General features: G+C 67.5%; 16 protein-coding genes. 6 read left to right on the forward strand and 10 right to left on the reverse strand.

The window, feature by feature from the left end; all coding sequences use genetic code 11:
• The first annotated feature begins 1 nt into the window (after position 1).
• Positions 2-835 carry an AraC family transcriptional regulator gene (locus NUV79_RS09655; RefSeq protein ID WP_257732868.1) on the forward strand — a complete coding sequence of 278 codons (834 nt, stop codon included), beginning with the start codon at positions 2-4 and terminating at the stop codon, positions 833-835.
• Here NUV79_RS09655 and NUV79_RS09660 read toward each other — a convergent pair.
• On the reverse strand, positions 825-1,541 hold the full coding sequence (locus NUV79_RS09660; protein ID WP_257732869.1) for a DUF502 domain-containing protein: 717 nt from the start codon (positions 1,539-1,541) through the stop codon (positions 825-827). The genes NUV79_RS09655 and NUV79_RS09660 overlap by 11 nt on opposite strands.
• Before the next feature lie 130 nt (positions 1,542-1,671).
• Between NUV79_RS09660 and NUV79_RS09665 the strand changes: the two genes are divergently transcribed.
• Complete coding sequence (locus NUV79_RS09665; RefSeq protein WP_257732870.1) at positions 1,672-2,058, forward strand: YbaN family protein; 387 nt, start codon at positions 1,672-1,674, stop codon at positions 2,056-2,058.
• A 7-nt stretch (positions 2,059-2,065) separates the two neighbouring features.
• Here the strand turns inward: NUV79_RS09665 and glmS are convergent, their stop codons facing one another.
• Complete coding sequence (glmS, locus tag NUV79_RS09670) at positions 2,066-3,892, reverse strand: glutamine--fructose-6-phosphate transaminase (isomerizing) (RefSeq protein WP_257732871.1); 1,827 nt, start codon at positions 3,890-3,892, stop codon at positions 2,066-2,068.
• A gap of 120 nt (positions 3,893-4,012) precedes the next feature.
• On the reverse strand, positions 4,013-5,380 hold the full coding sequence (glmU, locus tag NUV79_RS09675; RefSeq protein ID WP_257733039.1) for a bifunctional UDP-N-acetylglucosamine diphosphorylase/glucosamine-1-phosphate N-acetyltransferase GlmU: 1,368 nt from the start codon (positions 5,378-5,380) through the stop codon (positions 4,013-4,015).
• A 308-nt stretch (positions 5,381-5,688) separates the two neighbouring features.
• On the opposite strand from glmU, the gene NUV79_RS09680 reads away from it, so the two are divergent.
• Positions 5,689-7,248 carry an OpgD/OpgG family glucan biosynthesis protein gene (locus NUV79_RS09680; protein ID WP_257732872.1) on the forward strand — a complete coding sequence of 520 codons (1,560 nt, stop codon included), beginning with the start codon at positions 5,689-5,691 and terminating at the stop codon, positions 7,246-7,248.
• Positions 7,236-9,419: a glucans biosynthesis glucosyltransferase MdoH gene (gene mdoH / locus NUV79_RS09685; RefSeq protein ID WP_374679097.1), complete on the forward strand. Its 2,184-nt coding sequence runs from the start codon at positions 7,236-7,238 to the stop codon at positions 9,417-9,419. Before NUV79_RS09680 ends, mdoH begins: the two co-directional genes overlap by 13 nt.
• A 104-nt stretch (positions 9,420-9,523) precedes the next feature.
• Here mdoH and NUV79_RS09690 read toward each other — a convergent pair whose 3' ends face one another.
• The 4 genes from NUV79_RS09690 to NUV79_RS09705 all read right to left on the reverse strand — a co-directional run bounded on the left by NUV79_RS09690 (position 9,524) and on the right by NUV79_RS09705 (position 12,676).
• Entirely contained in the window at positions 9,524-10,405 is an 882-nt protein-coding gene (locus NUV79_RS09690) for a VOC family protein (protein ID WP_257732873.1), read from the reverse strand.
• Positions 10,406-10,478: 73 nt separating this feature from the next.
• Entirely contained in the window at positions 10,479-11,648 is a 1,170-nt protein-coding gene (locus NUV79_RS09695) for a glutathionylspermidine synthase family protein (RefSeq protein ID WP_257732874.1), read from the reverse strand.
• A 1-nt stretch (position 11,649) separates the two neighbouring features.
• Positions 11,650-12,267: a DUF1190 domain-containing protein gene (locus NUV79_RS09700; RefSeq protein WP_257732875.1), complete on the reverse strand. Its 618-nt coding sequence runs from the start codon at positions 12,265-12,267 to the stop codon at positions 11,650-11,652.
• A 7-nt stretch (positions 12,268-12,274) separates the two neighbouring features.
• Entirely contained in the window at positions 12,275-12,676 is a 402-nt protein-coding gene (locus NUV79_RS09705) for a DUF350 domain-containing protein (RefSeq protein WP_257732876.1), read from the reverse strand.
• A gap of 105 nt (positions 12,677-12,781) precedes the next feature.
• Here NUV79_RS09705 and NUV79_RS09710 point away from each other — a divergent pair, with 105 nt between their 5' ends.
• Positions 12,782-13,168, forward strand: a complete 387-nt coding sequence (locus tag NUV79_RS09710) for a GFA family protein (RefSeq protein ID WP_257732877.1) — start codon at positions 12,782-12,784, stop codon at positions 13,166-13,168.
• Here NUV79_RS09710 and NUV79_RS09715 read toward each other — a convergent pair whose 3' ends face one another.
• The 3 genes from NUV79_RS09715 to tpiA form a co-directional block, all read right to left on the reverse strand.
• Entirely contained in the window at positions 13,169-14,797 is a 1,629-nt protein-coding gene (locus NUV79_RS09715) for a CTP synthase (protein WP_257732878.1), read from the reverse strand.
• Between the two features lie 152 nt (positions 14,798-14,949).
• Positions 14,950-15,363, reverse strand: coding sequence for a preprotein translocase subunit SecG (gene secG, locus NUV79_RS09720; RefSeq protein ID WP_257733041.1), 414 nt, complete (start codon positions 15,361-15,363; stop codon positions 14,950-14,952).
• 144 nt (positions 15,364-15,507) lie between these two features.
• Complete coding sequence (gene tpiA / locus NUV79_RS09725) at positions 15,508-16,272, reverse strand: triose-phosphate isomerase (RefSeq protein WP_257732879.1); 765 nt, start codon at positions 16,270-16,272, stop codon at positions 15,508-15,510.
• Between the two features lie 188 nt (positions 16,273-16,460).
• Between tpiA and NUV79_RS09730 the strand changes: the two genes are divergently transcribed.
• Complete coding sequence (locus NUV79_RS09730) at positions 16,461-18,374, forward strand: peptidylprolyl isomerase (RefSeq protein WP_257732880.1); 1,914 nt, start codon at positions 16,461-16,463, stop codon at positions 18,372-18,374.
• Position 18,375: the final 1 nt, after the last annotated feature.

The raw sequence follows: 18,375 nt of genomic DNA on the forward strand, positions 1-18,375 counted from the left end.
CATGGACCCGGTCAAGGCAGCCATCTGGTGTATCGAGAGCCGTTTCACCGCCGAGTTGACGCTCGACGAGATCGCCGAGGTCAGCGGCGTCTCGCGCTTCCATCTCAGCCGTGCCTTCGGCGCGGCGACCGGCCGTTCGGTGATGCGCTATGTGCGCGAGCGCCGGCTGTCGGAGGCGGCGCGCCAGCTTGCGAACGGCGCGCCCGATATCCTCTCGGTCGCGCTCGACTGGGGCTATGGCTCCCACGAAGCCTTCACCCGCGCCTTTCGCGAGCAGTTCGGCCTCACGCCGGAAGAACTGCGCGCCCGGCGCGACCTCTCATCGCTCGCCCTCGTGGAGTCGCTGAACATGCATGACATCACCCCCGCCCCCATCGCCGAGCCGCGCGTCGTCACCGGCAAGCCCCTGCTGATCGCCGGGTTCAGCGGCCATTTCTCGATGGACAAGACGCAAGGCATCCCGCTGCTCTGGCAGAAGATCGTCCCGCATTTCGGCCATATCCCCGGCCAGCGCGGCTATGTCGCCTATGGCGCGAGCTATAATTGCGACGACAGCGGCGCCTTCGACTATATCGCCGGGGCCGAGGTCTCGTCCTTCAGCGACCTGACCGACGAATTCGCAAGACTCAGTGTCCCGGAGCAGCTCTGCGCGGTGTTCGAGCACAAGGGCCACATCACAGGCATCGCCCAGACCTATAAGGCGATCTGGCAGGACTGGTTCCCGAAATCCGGCCGCGAGCCCGAGATGGGCGTCACGCTGGAGCGCATGGACGAGCGTTTCGACGGCGCGACCGGCAATGGCACCGTCGAAATCTGGGTGCCGCTCAAGCGCTGACCGGCGGCTTCCCATCGATCTTCGGCTTGCCGTTCTGTTCGCCGGGCTGGATCAGCCCGGCCGACATGATGAGCTTCGCGCCGTCCTCGACCGAGATCGAGAGTTCGACGACCTCGCGCCGCGGCAGGTAGAAGAAGAAGCCGGTGGTCGGGTTCGGCGTGCAGGGCAGGAAGACGCCGATCTGCTCCTCACCCTCAGGCAGGCGCCCGGCGATCTCGGGCGCCGCCTCCTGCGCGATGAAGACGATCGACCACATGCCCGGCTGCGGGAACTGCACCATCCCGACCTTCCGGAACGAGGTGCCGGACTGCGAGAAGATCGTCTCGAAGACCTGCTTCACGCCTTTGTAGAGGCTGCGCACCACCGGCATCCGGTCGAGAATCGCCTCACCCGCATTCAGAAGGGAGCGCCCGACGAGATTGGCGGTGAGGAAGCCGAGCAGCGTCAGCCCGACCAGCGCGATGACGAGGCCAAAGCCCGGAATCGGATAGGGCAGATAGGAATCGGGTAGGTAGGAATTCGGGATGAGCGGCTTCACCAGCCCGTCGATGAAATTGATGAACCACCAGGTCACCGAGGCCGTGATCGCCAGAGGCGCGGCGATGACCAGTCCCGTCAGGAAATAGCGGCGCAACCGTGCACCCCAGGTCGGGCGCAGGATTTCCGTCGGCAGGACGAGGCGCGGATCGGGCGGCCCGGCAGTCATCGCTTCTCCCAAAACACCGGCGCGACCTCCAGCCTGCTTGCAGCCGCGAGCGCGGGCCGCGATATGACACGATAAGCGAGGCGGCGCCATCCGCCAGTCCCCACAGGTAAACACAAGCAAGGACGAGGCCGTGAGCGAGGACGATCAGCCGCGACGCCGATGGCCGCGGCCGCTGCTGTTCGCCCTGGGCTGGGTCTTCACGGCGCTGGGCGTCGTCGGGCTGATCCTGCCATTGATGCCCGGCACGATCTTCCTGATCGCTGCGGCCTGGTGCTTCTCGCAATCCTCGCCGCGTTTCGAGGCCTGGCTGCTGGGCCATCCGAGGCTCGGGCCGCATGTGCTGCGCTGGCGTGAGACCGGCGCCATCTCGCGACATGCGAAATATCTCGCCTGCGGCTCGATGGCGTTGAGCTTCGCCCTGCTGACGCAAACAAGCGCGCCGCCGATCGCTCTCGCGACGGCGGCGCTGTGTCTGATCGGTGCGGGCCTCTACGTGGCGAGCCGGCCCGAGACCTGAGCCGCCGTCACTCCACCGTGACGGATTTCGCCAGGTTGCGCGGCTGGTCGACGTCCTTACCCATGAAAACCGCCGTCTGATAGGCGATCATCTGGATCGGCAGGGCGTAGACGATCGGCGCGAAGGTCGGGTCCATGTCCGGCAGGATGATCGTCGCCTCCGGCTCGATGCCGCATTCGGCGGCACCCTTCGCATCGGTGACGAGGATGATCCGGCCGCCGCGTGCCGCGACCTCCTGCATGTTGGAGGCGGTCTTCTCGAACAGCGCGTCATAGGGCGCGACGACGATGACCGGCATGTCCTCGTCGATCAGCGCGATCGGTCCATGCTTCAGCTCGCCCGCCGGATAACCTTCGGCGTGGATGTAGCTGATTTCCTTGAGCTTCAAGGCGCCTTCCAGCGCGAGCGGGAAGCTCGTGCCACGGCCGAGATAGAGCACGTCCTTGGCCCGCGAGAGCTTGTGCGAAAGCTGCTCGATCTGCGGCTCGAGCTGCAGCGCCCGGGCCATCAGCCCCGGCAGCGAGATCAGATGCTGCACATGATCGGCCTCGTCCTCGGCCGAGAGCGTGCCGCGGGCTCGGGCAGCGGCAAGCGCGAGCGAGGCGAAGACCGCAAGCTGGCAGACGAAGGCCTTGGTCGAGGCGACGCCGATCTCCGGCCCGGCGAGCGTCTGCGCGACGGCATCGCTCTCGCGCGCAATCGTCGAGGTCGGCACGTTGACGACCGAGAGGATGACCTGCCCGTTCTGGCGAGCATAGCGCAGCCCGGCCAGCGTGTCGGCTGTTTCGCCGGACTGCGAGACGAAGAGCGCCAGACCCTGGTCCGGCAGCGGCGCCTCGCGGTAGCGGAACTCGGAGGCGACATCGATCTCGACCGGCAGGCGCGCCAGCTTCTCGAACCAGTATTTCGCGATGAGGCCGGCATAATAGGACGTGCCGCAGGCGCTGATGGTCAGGCGCGACAGGCTCTTCCAGTCGATCTGGTCGCCGAAGGGCAGCCGCACCTTGCCGTTGGCCATGTCGAGATACTGCGTCAGCGTATGGCCGACGACCTCGGGCTGCTCGTAGATTTCCTTGGCCATGAAATGGCGGTGATTGCCCTTCTCGACCAGGAAGGCGCCGGCGGCGACGCGCTGGGCGCGGCGCTCCACCTGCTTGTTGGTCCTGTCGTAGAAGGTCGCGCCACGGCGGTGAAGCACAACCCAGTCGCCCTCCTCCAGATAGGCGATGAGGTTGGTGAAGGGCGCGAGCGCCAGCGCGTCCGAGCCGAGATACATCTCGCCGTCGCCGATGCCGACCGCCAGCGGCGAGCCCTTGCGGGCACCGATCAGCAGGTCTTCCTCGCCCTGGAACAGGAAGGCAAGCGCGAAGGCGCCGTGCAGGCGCGGCAGGCTGGCCGCCACGGCATCGACCGGGTTCTTGCCGCGGTCGAGCTCGCGGGTGACGAGATGGGCGACGATCTCGGTATCGGTCTCGGTCTCGAAGACGTAGCCGTCCGCCTGGAGCTCGGCACGCAGGTCGCGGAAATTCTCGATGATGCCGTTATGGACGACGGCGAGCTTCGGCGTCGCATGCGGATGGGCATTGGTCTCGTTGGGCTTGCCATGGGTCGCCCAGCGGGTGTGGCCGATGCCGACAAGACCTTCCAGCGGCTCGTTCGACAGGCGGATCTCGAGATTCTTGAGCTTGCCCTCGGCGCGGCGGCGGGTGAGCTGGCCGGCTTCCAGCGTCGCGACGCCGGCGGAATCGTAGCCGCGATATTCAAGCCGCCGCAGGGCCTCGACGACCTGCGTCGCCACTGCTTCCTTGCCCAGAATCCCGACGATGCCGCACATGGGCGAACCCCTCAAGCCGTTGCTGTCGGCAAAGCGCATAGCCGCGATCGGCGCGCGTGCCCAATCAATCTAGATGACGAACTGTGAACGGCGGATGGCCCGATCCGCCGCGTTTCCCGGCTATTCAGCCGCTTTCTTGGCCGCTTTTCTGGCGGCGGCGGCGGCGCGGAAGGTCGGCGCCCAGCCCTGCTTCTCGACCTGCCGGCCACGGCCGATGGCGAGCGCGTCGGGCGCGACGTCACTGGTGATGACCGAGCCGGAGCCGACATAGGCGCCGTCCCCGATCGTCACCGGCGCGACCAGCGACGAGTTCGAGCCGACGAAGGCATTCGCGCCGATCGTCGTCTTCGCCTTGTTGAAGCCGTCATAGTTGCAGGTGACCGTGCCGGCGCCGATATTCGCGGCCGCGCCGACCGAGGCATCGCCGATATAGGTGAGGTGGTTGACCTTGGCGCCGGGACCGATATCGGCCGCCTTCACCTCGACGAAATTGCCGATCCTGGCCTTCTCGGCGAGCCTCGCACCCGGCCGCAGGCGGCCATAGGGGCCGACGCTGGCGTCGGCGCCGACGGTTGCGCCTTCGAGATGCGAGAAGGCGTGGATCACCGCGCCGTCATCGACGCGCACGCCCGGCCCGAAGACGACGTTCGGCTCGATCACGACATCGCGGCCGATCTGCGTGTCATAGCTGAAGAAGACCGTCTCGGGCGCGATCAGCGTCGCGCCGCCGAGCATCACGGCGAGGCGCTTGCGCCGCTGGAAATCCGCTTCCACGGCGGCGAGCTGGGCGCGGTCGTTGACGCCCTGCACCTCGCTCTCCGGCGCACGCAGCGCGACGGCGTCGAACCCGCGCTTGCGCGCGACTTCGACCGCGTCGGTGAGGTAGAATTCGCCTTGGGCATTGTTGCTGCCGATGGCCTCCAGGATCGAGAGAGCGTGCTCGCCGGAGAGCGCCATCAGCCCGGCATTGCAGAGCGTGATCGCGCGCTGCTCCGGCGTCGCGTCCTTGTGTTCGACGATCGCCTCGAGACGCCCGTCCTTCTCGACGAAGCGGCCATAGCCCGTCGGGTCCTTCGCTTCGAATCCGAGCGCGACGACGGCTGCGCCTTCGCTCAGGCCCCGGCGCAAGGCGGCGAACGTTTCCGGACGCACGAGCGGGGTGTCGGCGAAAGCGATGATGACGTCGTCATGGCCGGCCGCGATGGCGGCTTTCGCGGCCAGCGCCGCATGGGCGGTACCCCGGCGCTCGTGCTGGATCGCGATCTGCGCATGCGGAAGCTGCTTGCGCGCGGCTTCGCCGACCTCGGGGCGTTCCGAGGAAATCACGACGGCGACGGCGTCCGCGCCGGCCTCCGAGACCGCTGCCAGCGCATGCCCGAGCAGCGACCGCCCGGCCACCGCATGAAGCACCTTCGGCCCGCGCGATTTCATGCGGGTGCCCTCTCCGGCCGCCAGGACGATCGCGAGGCAGGATCGGGCCGGCTGCATTTCGGTCATGTTTCTCGTTTCCCTTGCAGGCATGGTTGGACCACCGCCCGCGCATCAGAGTCGAATTCACGCATGCTGGCGTTGCAGGCGCCGTGGATAGCCGATCCGCGCGCCTTTTGGCAAAGTTCAATCGCGGTGAAACGCACCTTTGGAAGATGACCGTCGTGCCGGTTCGACGCCGGCTCCATTTCGAAGGATCGCACCATCCGAAAGGCGTGCATCTTCCCGATCGGAAAGGCTTTTCAGGCGAACTGGAAATGCTCTAGAAGCGCGAGGGGCGAGGGCGTCGCCCGCGTAGTTTGGATCCCATGTCGAAACCCTTGAATCGTAGGCAGTTTCTGGAAGGCGCCGCAGGTGGCGCGGCTCTGCTCTCGCTGGCCGGCCCGGCCGCGGCACAGGCTCCGACCGGCGCAGCGTCCTTCAACATCCCCACCCTCGTGGACGGACAGCGTTTCGACCCGGCTCTGGTGGTCGACGCCGCCAGGGCCCTGGCCCAGCGCCCGCTGATTCCCCTGGCGACGAACGACCTGCCGGAGGGCTACACCACCCTCCCCGCCGACCAGTATGCGGGCATCCGGATGCAGCCGGGCGCCACGGTCTGGGCCGGCGAGAATCGCGGCTTCACGCTGGAGCCGCTGCATCGCGGCTATGTCTTCTCGAATCCGGTGAGCCTGTTCACGATCGAGGACGGCACGGTGCGCCGCATCGGCTTCGATCGCAGCAAGTTCGATTACGGGCGTGTCACGCCGCCGCAGAGCAGTGCCGACCTGCAGTTTTCGGGCATGCGGATCGCCGCGGGACTGGAGCGCCCCTTCGAGGTCGCGGTCTTCCAGGGCGGTACCTTCTTCCGCGCCCTGGCGCGCGGCCAGAATTTCGGCGCGATGGCGCGTGCCCTGATCCTGCGGCCCGGCGAGACGCGCGGCGAGGAACTGCCCTTCTTCCGGGCGTTCTGGATCGAGCGGCCGAGCCCGGCGGTGGGTTCGCTGGTGATTCACGGCCTGCTCGATTCGGAGAGCGTCGCCGGTGCGGTACGGATGACGCTGCGCCCGGGCGACGTCACCTTCATCGATGTCGAGATGACGTTGTTCGCGCGCCAAGCGCTGGATCATGTCGGCTTCGGCTGCACGAGCGCGACCTTCCTCTCCGGCCCGCAGAGCCGGCGCACCTTCGACGATGTCCGGTCCTCGATCGGCGAGGTCTCCGGCGTGCAGATGCAGTCGGGTGGTGGCGAGTGGATCTATCGGCCCGTCAACAACCCCGCGACCCTGCAGGTCTCGTCCTTCGTCGACGAGAACCCCAAGGGCTTCGGCCTCGTCCAGCGCGAGCGCGACCCCTCCGCCTTCCAGGATGACGACCAGCGCTTCGAGCTCAGGCCAAGCGTCTGGAACGAGCCGCTCGGGGATTGGGGTGCGGGCTCGGTCCAGTTGATCGAGATTCCCAGCGACTCCGAGGTCAACAAGAACATCATCACCTATTGGCGGCCGCGGCAGCCGCTTGCGGCCGGCAGCGAGACCTCGCTGAGCTATCGCCAGGCCTGGTGCTGGCAGCCGCCGGAGCGCCCGCCACTGGCGCTCGCCACCCGCACCCGGCAGGGCAAGGGCTCGCAAGGGCGCCGTCGGCGCTTCATCGTCGACTTCACCGGCGACAGGCTTGCCGACGCCGCCCTCGTCGCGTCGACGCGGGCGACGATCACGGCCCAGCCCGGCGCCGTGCACAACATCCGCCTCTGGCCTTATCCGGAGCGCAAGCTGATGCGCGTCGGCTTCGAGGTCGACCCCGGCAACGACAATCTGTCCGAGCTCCGGCTCGTCCTGCAATCGGGCGGTCAGCCCGTCTCTGAGACTTGGTTGAATCGATGGACCTGGTAACGGCAGCCCGCCGCGACGCCATGGAAACGGAACAGCGCAGCTACAGCGCGGCTCGTGAGCCGGCGACGCCGCCGGAAGAGCCGCTGGTCATGCCGGTACAGTCCTTCCGGAGCTGGAAGGCCTCCGACCGCCGTGCGCCGGCCGATCCGCGCAACTGGAAGACGCCCTGGCTGAAGCGCCTCTTCGTCTTCGGCGGCGGGCTCGCGCTCACCGCCTACGGCGCCTGGGAAATGTACAATGTCGTGTCGGTCAGCCGCACGACCTCGCTGCAGTACGCCTTGCTCGTGCTGTTCACGATCAACTTCTCCTGGATCGCGCTCGCCTTCACCAGCGCGCTGCTCGGCTTCTTCGGCGTCCTGTTCGGCGCCGGCAAGGCGGACCGGGCGGAGAGCCTGAAGCACCGCACCGTCGTGGTGATGCCGATCTACAACGAATCCTCGGCGCGTATCTTCGCGGCCGTGGCGGCGATCCGTGAATCGGTCGAGGCGACGGGGCTCGGCGACCATTTCGACTATTTCATCGTCTCCGACACCACCAATCCGGACGTCTGGGTGGCCGAGGAGCGCGCCTTCCTGGCGCTGCGGGAACGGCTCGGCCCGAACAGCCGTGTCTACTATCGCCACCGCCCGAAGAACCATCACCGCAAGGCCGGCAATATCGCCGATTTCGTCACGCGCTGGGGCGGCCTCTACGAGCATATGGTCGTGCTCGACGCCGACAGCCTGATGACCGGCACCTGCATCGTGCGCCTCGCCGCCGCGATGGAGAACGATCCCGATGCCGGCATCATCCAGTCGCTGCCGCTGATCATCAACCGCAACACCTTCTTCGCGCGGCTCCAGCAGTTCGCGGCGCGGGTCTACGGTCCGGTCATCGCGACAGGCCTCGCCATGTGGTCAGGCCGCGACGGCAATTACTGGGGCCATAACGCGATCATCCGGACGAAGGCCTTCGCCGACCATTGCGGCCTGCCGGACCTGAAGGGCAAGCCGCCCTTCGGCGGCCATGTGCTGAGCCACGATTTCGTCGAGGCGGCCCTGATCCGCCGCGCCGGCTGGTCGGTCTACATGTTGCCGGACCTGACGGGCTCCTATGAGGAAAGCCCGCCCTCGCTGATCGACATCTCGGTGCGCGACCGGCGCTGGTGCCAGGGCAATCTCCAGCATTCGCGGATCATGGGCGCCAAGGGCTTCGTGATGCCGACGCGCCAGCATTTCGCCACCGGCATCATGGGCTATCTCGCTTCGCCGCTCTGGCTGATGCAGCTCGTGGTCGGCATCCTGATCGTGCTGCAGGTCAACTACGCGCGCCCCGAGTACTTCACGCAGGAATTCACGCTCTTCCCGGTCTGGCCGCGCTTCGACCCCGAGCGCGCCTTGCGCCTGTTCGCGATCACCATGGCGATCCTGCTGGCGCCGAAGCTGTTCGGCCTCTTGCTGACCCTGTTCAACAGCAAGCTCAGGCAGGCCGGCGGCGGCGCGTTTCGCCTGATCGTCTCGGCGCTGATCGAGGTCCTGTTCTCGGCCTTCTTCGCGCCGATCATGATGCTGATCCAGTCCGGCTCGGTCTTCCAGATCCTGCTCGGCCGCGACACCGGCTGGAATCCGCAGCGACGCGACGATGGCTCGATCCCGCTGAAGGACATCATCCGCCGGCACCGAACCCATACCGTGCTCGGCGTCGTCACCGGCCTCTCGGCCTTCATGATCGCGACATCGCTCTTCGCCTGGATGTCGCCGACGATCGTCGGCCTCGTGCTGGCGATCCCGCTGTCATGGGCCTCGGGCCAGCTCGCCATCGGCCTTTGGCTCAAGCGCCACAAGCTCCTGCTGACGCCGGAGGAAGGCGCCCCGCCCGCGATCGCGACCCGCGCCAACGAGTTGCAGGCCGAGTTCGAGAAGGCCGGCTACGACGATGCCGACGCGATCAAGGCTCTGCATGGCGATGCCGAACTGCGCCATGCCCATGAGCTGATGCTGCCCTACGGCCAGTCGCGCCGGCGCGGCGAGATCGAGCCCGACCGCGCCGTGGCGCAGGCCAAGCTCGTCGATGCCGAGACGGTCGACGACGCGGCGATCTGGCTGAAGCCGAAGGAGCGCATGGTCGTGCTGCACGACCGCGCCCTGATCGGGCTTCTGGCCTCGCTGCCGCCGGTCGAGGCGAAGGGCTGACACCGGCCATTCCGGCTAAGAGCCACCCTTGTCATTCCGGGGGGTCGCGCCTACGGCGCGCGCCGGACTGACAGAGGTAGTGACGGGGGAACCGCGGCCACCCCTCACCCCTGCTCGAACGCCACCATGCAGCCGAAGGCTTCCTCGGCCGGCACGAAGAGCCGCTCCTCGCCGCGCTGGAACGACACTTCATTCTCGGTCAGGCGCTCCGCCACGGCCTCGAGATCGGGCACCGAGATGCAGAATCCGAGGAAGCGGGCCGGCGTCGTATCCGGCTCGACATGATAGGCGCCCTGCGCGGCTTCGGGATCGAGCACGTCGATGCGCCCACGCGGCAGGGCGAGCACGTAATCCTCATTGCCCTCCAGCACCTCGGCGCCACCGCTGAAAGCCGAGAGGAAGGCGCGGTGGAAGGCCGGCTCCTCCGCCAGCATCACGACGGCGGAGAGAGCGGTGGCGCCGTTCGGATGATGCTGGAATTCCGGATTCCAGAAATTCTGCGGCTCGAATTGCTGGCAGACGAAGAAGCCGCATTCCGGCGCACGCGAATCGGCGGCGAAGGCCAGCTCGAATGCGACACGGACATCGCTGCCATCAGGCCGCCGAGCCCGGCGCTCGAAGAAGAACGGCTCGAAATCACCGATGCCCTGCGCCTTGAAGGCGGCGGCATCGGCCTTGGCGTCGGTGCTCTCCAGCACCACCATCGAGAGCCCCTCGCCCTGCCCGGCCAGTGCCTCGCGCACGAAGGCGCCGAACGAGAAGCGGCGCTCGCCATGCGGCGGGATCGCGGCATCGTCGGCGATCGTCACCAGCTCCAGGAAGGAACCTGGAAACTGCACGATCCGGTTCTCAGTGCCCCAGGGATGGCGATTACGGGCGCCGACGCGGAAGCCGAGCTTCTCGTAGAAATGCCAGGCGGCGTCGAGATCGCGGACGCCGATGACGAGATGGTCGAGACCACGGGGCGTTGAGGCGTTTGCAGGCATGGCAGGCTCCGTCGACAGGCGTATCGGAGTCCAAGGCTAGCACAGATCAGGGCGCGGTCATGCCGCGCCGCGATCAGGGCTCGATATAGTGCGGCAGGAAACGCGAGGTGTTCTTGGTGATCGGCGAGGCATCCTCGCGGACGCATAGCCCGCAGGCCTGCGAGGCGACGAGCCAGGAGCCGAGCACCGCGTATTTGCCGTCCGCCGAGAACAGGTTGGTCGCGGCGTCCTGCAGGACATGGCCCTCGGCGCCATAGGGACCGTCATCGCTGTCGAGCACGCGGCCGCGTTCCATGAGCGTGACATTGGCGCCTTCGCGCGAATAGAGCGGCTTGCGCACATGCCGGGCCGAGAGCGTCGCGCAGCGCGGATCGCCCTCGAAGAAGGCCGGCAGCAGGTTGGGATGGCCGGGCTCCATCTCCCAGAGGCAGGCAAGCAGGCCCTTGTTGGAGAGGATCGCCTTCCAGGGCGGCTCGACGAACTGGCAGCCCGAGCCGGCGAGCGCGCTGCCGTAGCTCTCGCGGAACATCCACTCCCAGGGATAGAGCTTGAACAGGGTCTCGATCGGCTGGTTGGCGCCGTCGCAGAAGCGTCCGTCGGTGAGCAGCCCAAGCTCCTCGATATAGGTGAAGCGCGCGTCGAGCCCGGCCTGCACCGCGCAATCGGTGAGGTAATCGACCGTACCCTTGTCCTCGGGGCTGCCTTGCACGCAGGTCAGGTGCAGGCGATAGGGCGAAGGCTCGCGCAGGCCGGCGAAAGCCGCGATCAGGCGCTCGTGCAGCGAGTTGAACTGGTCGCTCCCGCGCGGGATCGCGCCGCGCGCCATCGCCTGCTCCAGCCAGTCCCATTGCACGACGCTCGATTCGAACAGGGCGGTCGGGGTATCGGCGTTGTATTCCAGCAGCTTCGCCGGTCCGCGCCCGTCATAGGCGAGGTCGAGCCGGCCGTAGAGATTGCGCTCGCCGCGCTGCCAGCTCGCCCGGATATAATCCCAGTGCTCTGCGGGAATCGCGAGCTTGGTCAGGATCTCGTCATGATCGAGCGCCTTCTCGATGAAGGCGAAGCAGAGCTGCTCGATCGCCTCGGTCGGCCCCTCGATATCGCGCTCGATCTCCTCCAGCGTGAAGGCGATGGCCGCGCTCTCGTCCCAATAGGTTTCGCCGTCGATCGTGTGGAAGGCGAAGCCCAGGCGCTCGACCTGCTCGACCCAGTCCGCGCGGGGCGGAAGCGTGACGCGGCGCATCTCAGGACGAGGAATGCGAGGAGAAGGAGCGCGCGATCGAGCCGAAGCCGCCGCGCGAAGCCGTGCTGGTCGCAGCCGTGCTGCCGACGCGGGCGCCGGCCGCGAAAGCCGCGGTGACGCTGCGCCCGCTCGTGGTGGAATAGGCGCGCGAGCGGCTGCCGCTGCCGCCATAGGAGCCGCCCGACGAACTGGACGAAGACGAGCGCGCCTGCTGGCATTCGGGCTGCGTCGAGCCCGGCGGGCAGGCCGAGGTGGTCGGCGGCATCAGGGGCTGCGCCTGCGCCGCTCCACCGGACAGGCCGCGCGCCAGCATGAAGCCGGCCAGTGCCGGGATGAAGTATTGCGCGCCGCCGATGCTGGCGGAGCCGCAGCCATTGGCGCCGTATTGAGCCTCGCACGCGGACTGGCTCTGGAATTTCGGCGCGTCCTTGAGCCGCGCGGCGCTCGCTTCCGAGAAGGCCGTCTCGCATTGCGAGGCCGAGACCTGCCCGGCCGACCGGCAATCGCTCAGGCTGTTATAGACGAGGTTCTCCTGCGGGTCCTCGCCCGTCATCGACCAGACGGTGGCGACGAGGAGGACGCCGGCGGCCGCAAGCCCGATCTGCGAGGAGCGCTTCATGCCCGCCTCACGCCGTCATGCTGGCCGCGGCCAGCGTGCCCGAGATCACCGCGATCACCGCCAGCATCGCGGCGGCCGGCAGCCGGTCTTCCTCGATCTTGCGCGAGAGTTCGGGAATCGCGACCCGCGCGAGCCCATAGGCGGCGAACTGGATGAGCATCGCCGCCACCGCCCAGAGCACGCAGTCGGGAATGCTGCTGGCCTGGGAGATCGCCTTTTCCAGCGGCACGGCAAAGCCGACGAGATTGCCGCCGAAGGCGATCGCGGCCGAGAGGTTGCCGTTCCGGATCAGGGCGATCTCGTCATGCGCGGTCAGCCGCAGATAGACCGCGGCAAAGGCCGCGATCAACAGGACGCCGACGGTGAAATAGAGAAGGAACGCGGGCAGGCCCGCCATTGAGATCGTCATGCGCCCTGCCCCCGTGCCGATGCGAAGACTCTCAGTCAACGATGCCACATAGTCAGACTAGCAAGAAAACGGCGCAAGCCGTCATCTAAAAGGAGGATGCGCCGCATGACGACCCGGGAAGCCCACTGCGCCTGCGGACAATTGCGCATTGCCTGCTCCGGCGAGCCCGCCAGCGTCTCGCTCTGCCATTGCCGGGACTGCCAGAGGCGGACGGGCAGCGCCTATGGCGTGGCAGCCTTCTTCGCGCGCGGCGACGTCGCCGTGTCGGGGCAGTTCAACGATTACGAGCGGCCGGCCGATAGCGGCCATCGCGTGCTGCACCATTTCTGCCCGGCTTGCGGCAGCACGGTGTTCTGGGAGCCGTCGCGGAAGCCGGAGATGGTGGCGGTCGCGATCGGCGCCTTCGCCGACCCGGATTTTCCCGGGCCCGGCAAGGCGGTATTCGAGCAGCATCGCCTGCCCTGGGCGACGGTGCGGCTCGCAGATCCCTGATCAGACCAGACGGCTCTGGGCCTTCGCCGCCTCGATGAAGCTGGCGAAGAGCGGGTGCGGCTCGAAGGGGCGCGACTTCAGCTCAGGATGGTACTGCACGCCGATGAACCAGGGATGGTCGGGATATTCGACCGTCTCGGGCAGCAGGCCGTCGGGCGAGAGGCCGGCGAAGCGCAGGCCCTTGGCCTCCAGCTGCTCGCGATAGCCCATGTTCACCTCGTAGCGGTGACGATGGCGCTCGGAGATTTCGGTCGAGCCGTAGATCTCGGCGATCTTTGAGCCGGCCGCCAGCGTCGAGGCATAGGCGCCGAGCCGCATCGTGCCACCGAGATTGCCGCCGGCCGCGCGCTCTTCCAGTTCGTTGCCGCGCATCCACTCGGTCATCAGGCCGACGACGGGTTCCTCGGTCGGGCCGAACTCGGTCGAATTGGCGTTCTCGATGCCGGCGAGCGAACGCGCCGCCTCGATCACCGCCATCTGCATGCCGAAGCAGATGCCGAAATAGGGCACCTTGCGGTTGCGCGCGAAGGTCGCCGCCTTGATCTTGCCCTCGGCGCCGCGATGGCCGAAGCCGCCGGGCACGAGGATGCCGTGGACATGCTCGAGGAAGGGCGCCGGATCCTCCTTCTCGAAGACCTCCGACTCGATCCAGTCGAGATTGACCTTCACATTATTGGCGATGCCGCCATGGGTCAGCGCCTCGATGAGGGACTTATAGGCGTCCTTCATGCCGGTATACTTGCCGACGACGGCGATGGTGACCTCGCCCTCGGGATTCTTCACCCGGTCGGAGATGCGCTTCCAGCCGGTGACGTCGGGCTCCGGCTTGGCATCCATCCCGAAGGCGGCGAGCACCTCGGTGTCGAGCCCCTCGGCATGGTAGGAGAGCGGCACGTCATAGATCGAGGCGACATCGCGGGCCTCGATGACCGCGGTCTCGCGGACATTGCAGAACAGCGCGAGCTTGCGGCGCTCCTCGCGCGGGATCTCGCGGTCGGTGCGGCAGAGCAGGATGTCGGGCTGGATGCCGATCGAGCGCAGCTCCGCGACCGAATGCTGGGTCGGCTTGGTCTTCAATTCGCCGGCGGTCGGGATATAGGGCAGCAGCGTCAGGTGCACGAAGATGCACTGGCCGCGCGGGAGCTGCTGGTTGGTCTGGCGGATGGCTTCGAGGAAGGGCAGGCTCTCGATGTCGCCGACCGTGCCGCCGATCTCGACCAGCGTGAAGTCATAGCCTTCGTTGCCGGTGAGGATGAAGTCCTTGATGGCATTGGTGACATGCGGGACGACCTGGATGGTCGCGCCGAGATAGTCGCCCCGGCGCTCCTTGGTCAGGATGTCCATGTAGATGCGGCCGGTCGTGATGTTGTCGCCCTTGTTGCAGGGCCGGCCGGTGAAGCGCTCGTAATGGCCGAGGTCGAGATCGGTCTCGGCGCCGTCGTCGGTGACGAAGACCTCACCGTGCTGATACGGGCTCATCGTGCCCGGATCGACGTTCAGGTAGGGGTCGAGCTTGCGCAGGCGGACCGTATGGCCGCGCGCCTGGAGAAGGGCTGCGAGAGCCGCCGCCGCCAGGCCTTTGCCAAGCGAGGACACCACGCCGCCGGTGATGAAAACATACCGCGTCATGGGAGGTCACCTCTATCGCCACGGGTTCGATTCGCTAAGCGCGTTCTGAGCAGTCCCGCTTTGCCCTGCGCGCTTGTCCACAAAAGAGAAGGCCGGTCGCCCGGCCTCTCCCATATCAAAAGAGAAGGGCCGGTTTCCCGGCCCTGCCCTTGTTACTGCTGCGGCGCCGCTGGCGGCGTCGGCGGCTGTGCGCCGCCCTGATTCTGGTTCTGCATCTGGCGCAGCTGGTCGAGCACGCCGCCGGCATTCGGGGCGCTCGGGCCGGCCGGAGCCCCCGGCGTCGCCGGGGCCGAGGTCGCAGGCGCGCCGTCGATGATCGAGCGCTGCGTGCGGCCCGTATTGGCCATCACCGCGAGCACGATCGAGGTCAGGAAGAACAGGCCGGCGAGGATCGCCGTCGCCCGCGTCAGGGCGTTGGCCTGGCCGCGGCCGGTCATGAAGCCACCGACGCCGCCCCCGCCACCGGAGCCCATGCCGAGGCCACCGCCTTCGGAGCGCTGCAACAGCACGACGCCGACGAGCGCGACGACGATGATCAGGTGGATGACGATGAGAACGTTCTGCATGGTCTCACGAAAATGGGCATGGCGCGGGCCGCCGCCAAGGGCCACCCGCTCCTCCTCGAAGATCGAGGCGAATTCGGCGCGGCACATAACATGCGTGGGCCGGCAGCGCCACCCCTGCGCGCCGGCCTATTCACGACGGGATGTTCAGCCGGCGCAGGCCCGGGCGATCGCCAGGAATTCCTCGGCCTTGAGGCTGGCGCCGCCGACGAGCGCGCCGTCGACATGCGCAACATTCATCAACTCGGTGGCGTTCGAGGGCTTGACCGAACCGCCATAGAGCAGGCGCACGCCGGCAGCAGCCTGCTTGCCGAGCAGGCGGCCGAGTTCGGCGCGGATCGCCTCATGCATCTCGGCGACATCGGCCGCCGTCGGCGTGAGCCCCGTGCCGATCGCCCAGACCGGCTCATAGGCCACGACGAGCGTGGCAGCCGTCGCGCCGTCCGGCACCGAGCCGCGCAATTGCTTCTTGACGACGGCGAGCGCCTTGCCGGCCTCGCGCTCGTCCTTGGTCTCGCCGACGCAGACGATCGGCACCAGCAGCGCCTTCTGCGCGGCTTCAGCCTTGGCCTTTACCGTGGCATTGCTCTCGCCATGGAGCGTGCGGCGCTCGGAATGGCCGACGATGCAGAAGCTGGCGCCAGCGTCAGCCAGCATCGCGGCCGAGACCTCGCCGGTGAAGGCGCCGGAGCCTTGCGTGCTGCAATCCTGACCGCCGGTCGCGATGCGCGAGCCGATCAGCGCGGCAGTCGCAGCGAAAAGCAGGCTGGAGGGCGGGCAGATCGCGAGATCGACGGCCGGCTTCAGCGCGGCGTCGTAGCCCTTTGCAACCTCCGCCGCGACGGCGAGGTCGGCCTTGAGCCCGTTCATCTTCCAGTTGCCGGCCACCAGCGGCTTGATGCTGCGCGTCACGTCGATCCTCCTGAAATCCTGATCCACGGCTCTAGCAACGCCCGGCCGGCGCCGCAATCGCGTGCGAAGCGGCATCGTGACCGTGACGGCGATTGCGGCTTTCGCCGCCGGTTCCTATAAGCAGCGCCGACAAATACGCGCGCGGGCCCGTTTTCGCGCCACGACAGGTTCAGGGAAAGACGGCTTCGATGATGATGCAGGGCATCCGCAAGGCGGGTCAGGGTCTCTTCGGGAAGATCGTGATCGCCATCATGTTCAGCTTCCTCATCATCTCCTTCGCCATCTGGGGCGTGGGCGACATCTTCCGCGGCTATGGCCGCAACGAGGTGGCCAAGGTCGGCAAGACCGAGATCGGCCTCGAGCAGATGCGCACCGCCTATCAGAACGAGATCCAGAACCTGATCCGCCAGCAGCGCCGGCAGATCTCGCCGGAGATGGCGCGCGCGCTCGGCCTCGACCGGCAGGTGCTGTCGCGCCTGCTCACCGAGGCGACGCTCGACCAGACGGCGCAGGGCATGCGGCTCGCGGTCTCCGACGAGACCATCCGCAACCTGATCTTCGACGACCAGGTCTTCCGCGACGCCTCCGGCCAGTTCTCCTCGGCCCGCTTCAACGAATTGCTGCGCTCGAACGGCTACACCGAGCAGAGCTATGTCGCGCTCCAGCGTTCGACCATCCTGCGCCAGCAGCTCTCGGAGATGGTCGTCGGCGGCCTCTCCGCCCCGCTCGCCCTGCAGGAGGTCGGCAATCGCCTGCGCAACGAGAAGCGCGCGATCACCTTCGCCCGGATGCCGGCGAGTGCCGCCGGCGAGATCGCGGCCCCGACCGAGGACCAGCTCAAGAGCTTCTTCAACGACCGCAAGGCGGCCTTCCGCGCGCCGGAATTCCGCACGGCCAACATCCTCGCGATCACCGCCGAGACGCTGGCAGATCCCGCCAAGATCACCGATGACGAGGCCAAGGCGCGTTACGAGGCGACGAAGGCCCAGCGCTTCACCGCCGTCGAGACCCGCACCGTCCAGCAAATCCCCTTCCCCAGCGAAGAGGAAGCGCAGGCCGCCAAGGCCAAGATCGATGGCGGCGAGACCTTCGACGAGATCGCGACCGAGCGGAACGTCGCCTTCAACGACCTGACGCTCGGCACCTTCACCCGCGACCAGATGATCGATCCCGCCGTGCGCGATGCGGTCTTCGCGATCGAGGAGGGCGGCGTCACCGCGCCGGTCAAGGGCGCTTTCGGCACGGTGCTGCTGCGAGTGACCAAGGTCGAAGGCGCGCATGTGCGCCCGCTCGAGGAGGTTATCGTCGAGGTGAAGCAGGAGCTGGCCACCAGCCGCGCCGCTGCCCAGGTCACCGATCTCCACGACAAGATCGAGGACCAGCGCGCCTCGGCCCGGCCGCTCGCCGAGATCGCCAAGGAGCTCAACCTCACGCTGCGCACGGCCGGCCCGATGAATGCCGGCCTCGGCAGGCCGGACGGCTCGCGCGAAGAGGCGCTCCCCGGCGGCGACCCGACGCTGCAGGCGATCTTCCGCTCCGATATCGGTGTCGATAACGAGGCGATCCGCCTCCCCCGCAACGCCGGCTATGTCTGGTTCGACGTGACCAAGATCGACCCGGCGCGCGAGCGCGCTTTCGACGAGGTCAAGGCCGAGGTCGAGAAGCAATGGCGCGCCGACGAATCGGCCACGCGGCTTTCGGCCAAGGCGCGCGAGCTCATCGAGCGCCTCGACAAGGGCGAGAACTTCGACGCGGTCGCGGCCTCGACCAACCTCACGATCGAGACCGCCGCCGATCTCGGCCGGCAGGACCAGCGCCCCGAGCTGCCGGGCACGGTCATCGCGCAGGTCTTCGGCATCGCCGTGGGCAAGAGCGGTTCCGCCGCCACGCCGGATGGCGGACGCATCCTGTTCAAGGTCGATTCGGCCACCGTCGCGCCTTACGTCCGCACGACCCAGGAGGCCGGCAATTTCGAGCGGCTGCTCTCGTCCAGTGTCAGCGAGGACATCATGCTGCAATATGTCGCCAAGCGGCAGGCCGAGCTCGGCGTCAGCATCAACGAGGCCGCCTTCCGCAACGCGACCGGCGGGGCACAGAACTGAC

The organism is Allobosea sp. 47.2.35 (genome assembly GCF_024655635.1).
GTDB lineage: Bacteria > Pseudomonadota > Alphaproteobacteria > Rhizobiales > Beijerinckiaceae > Allobosea.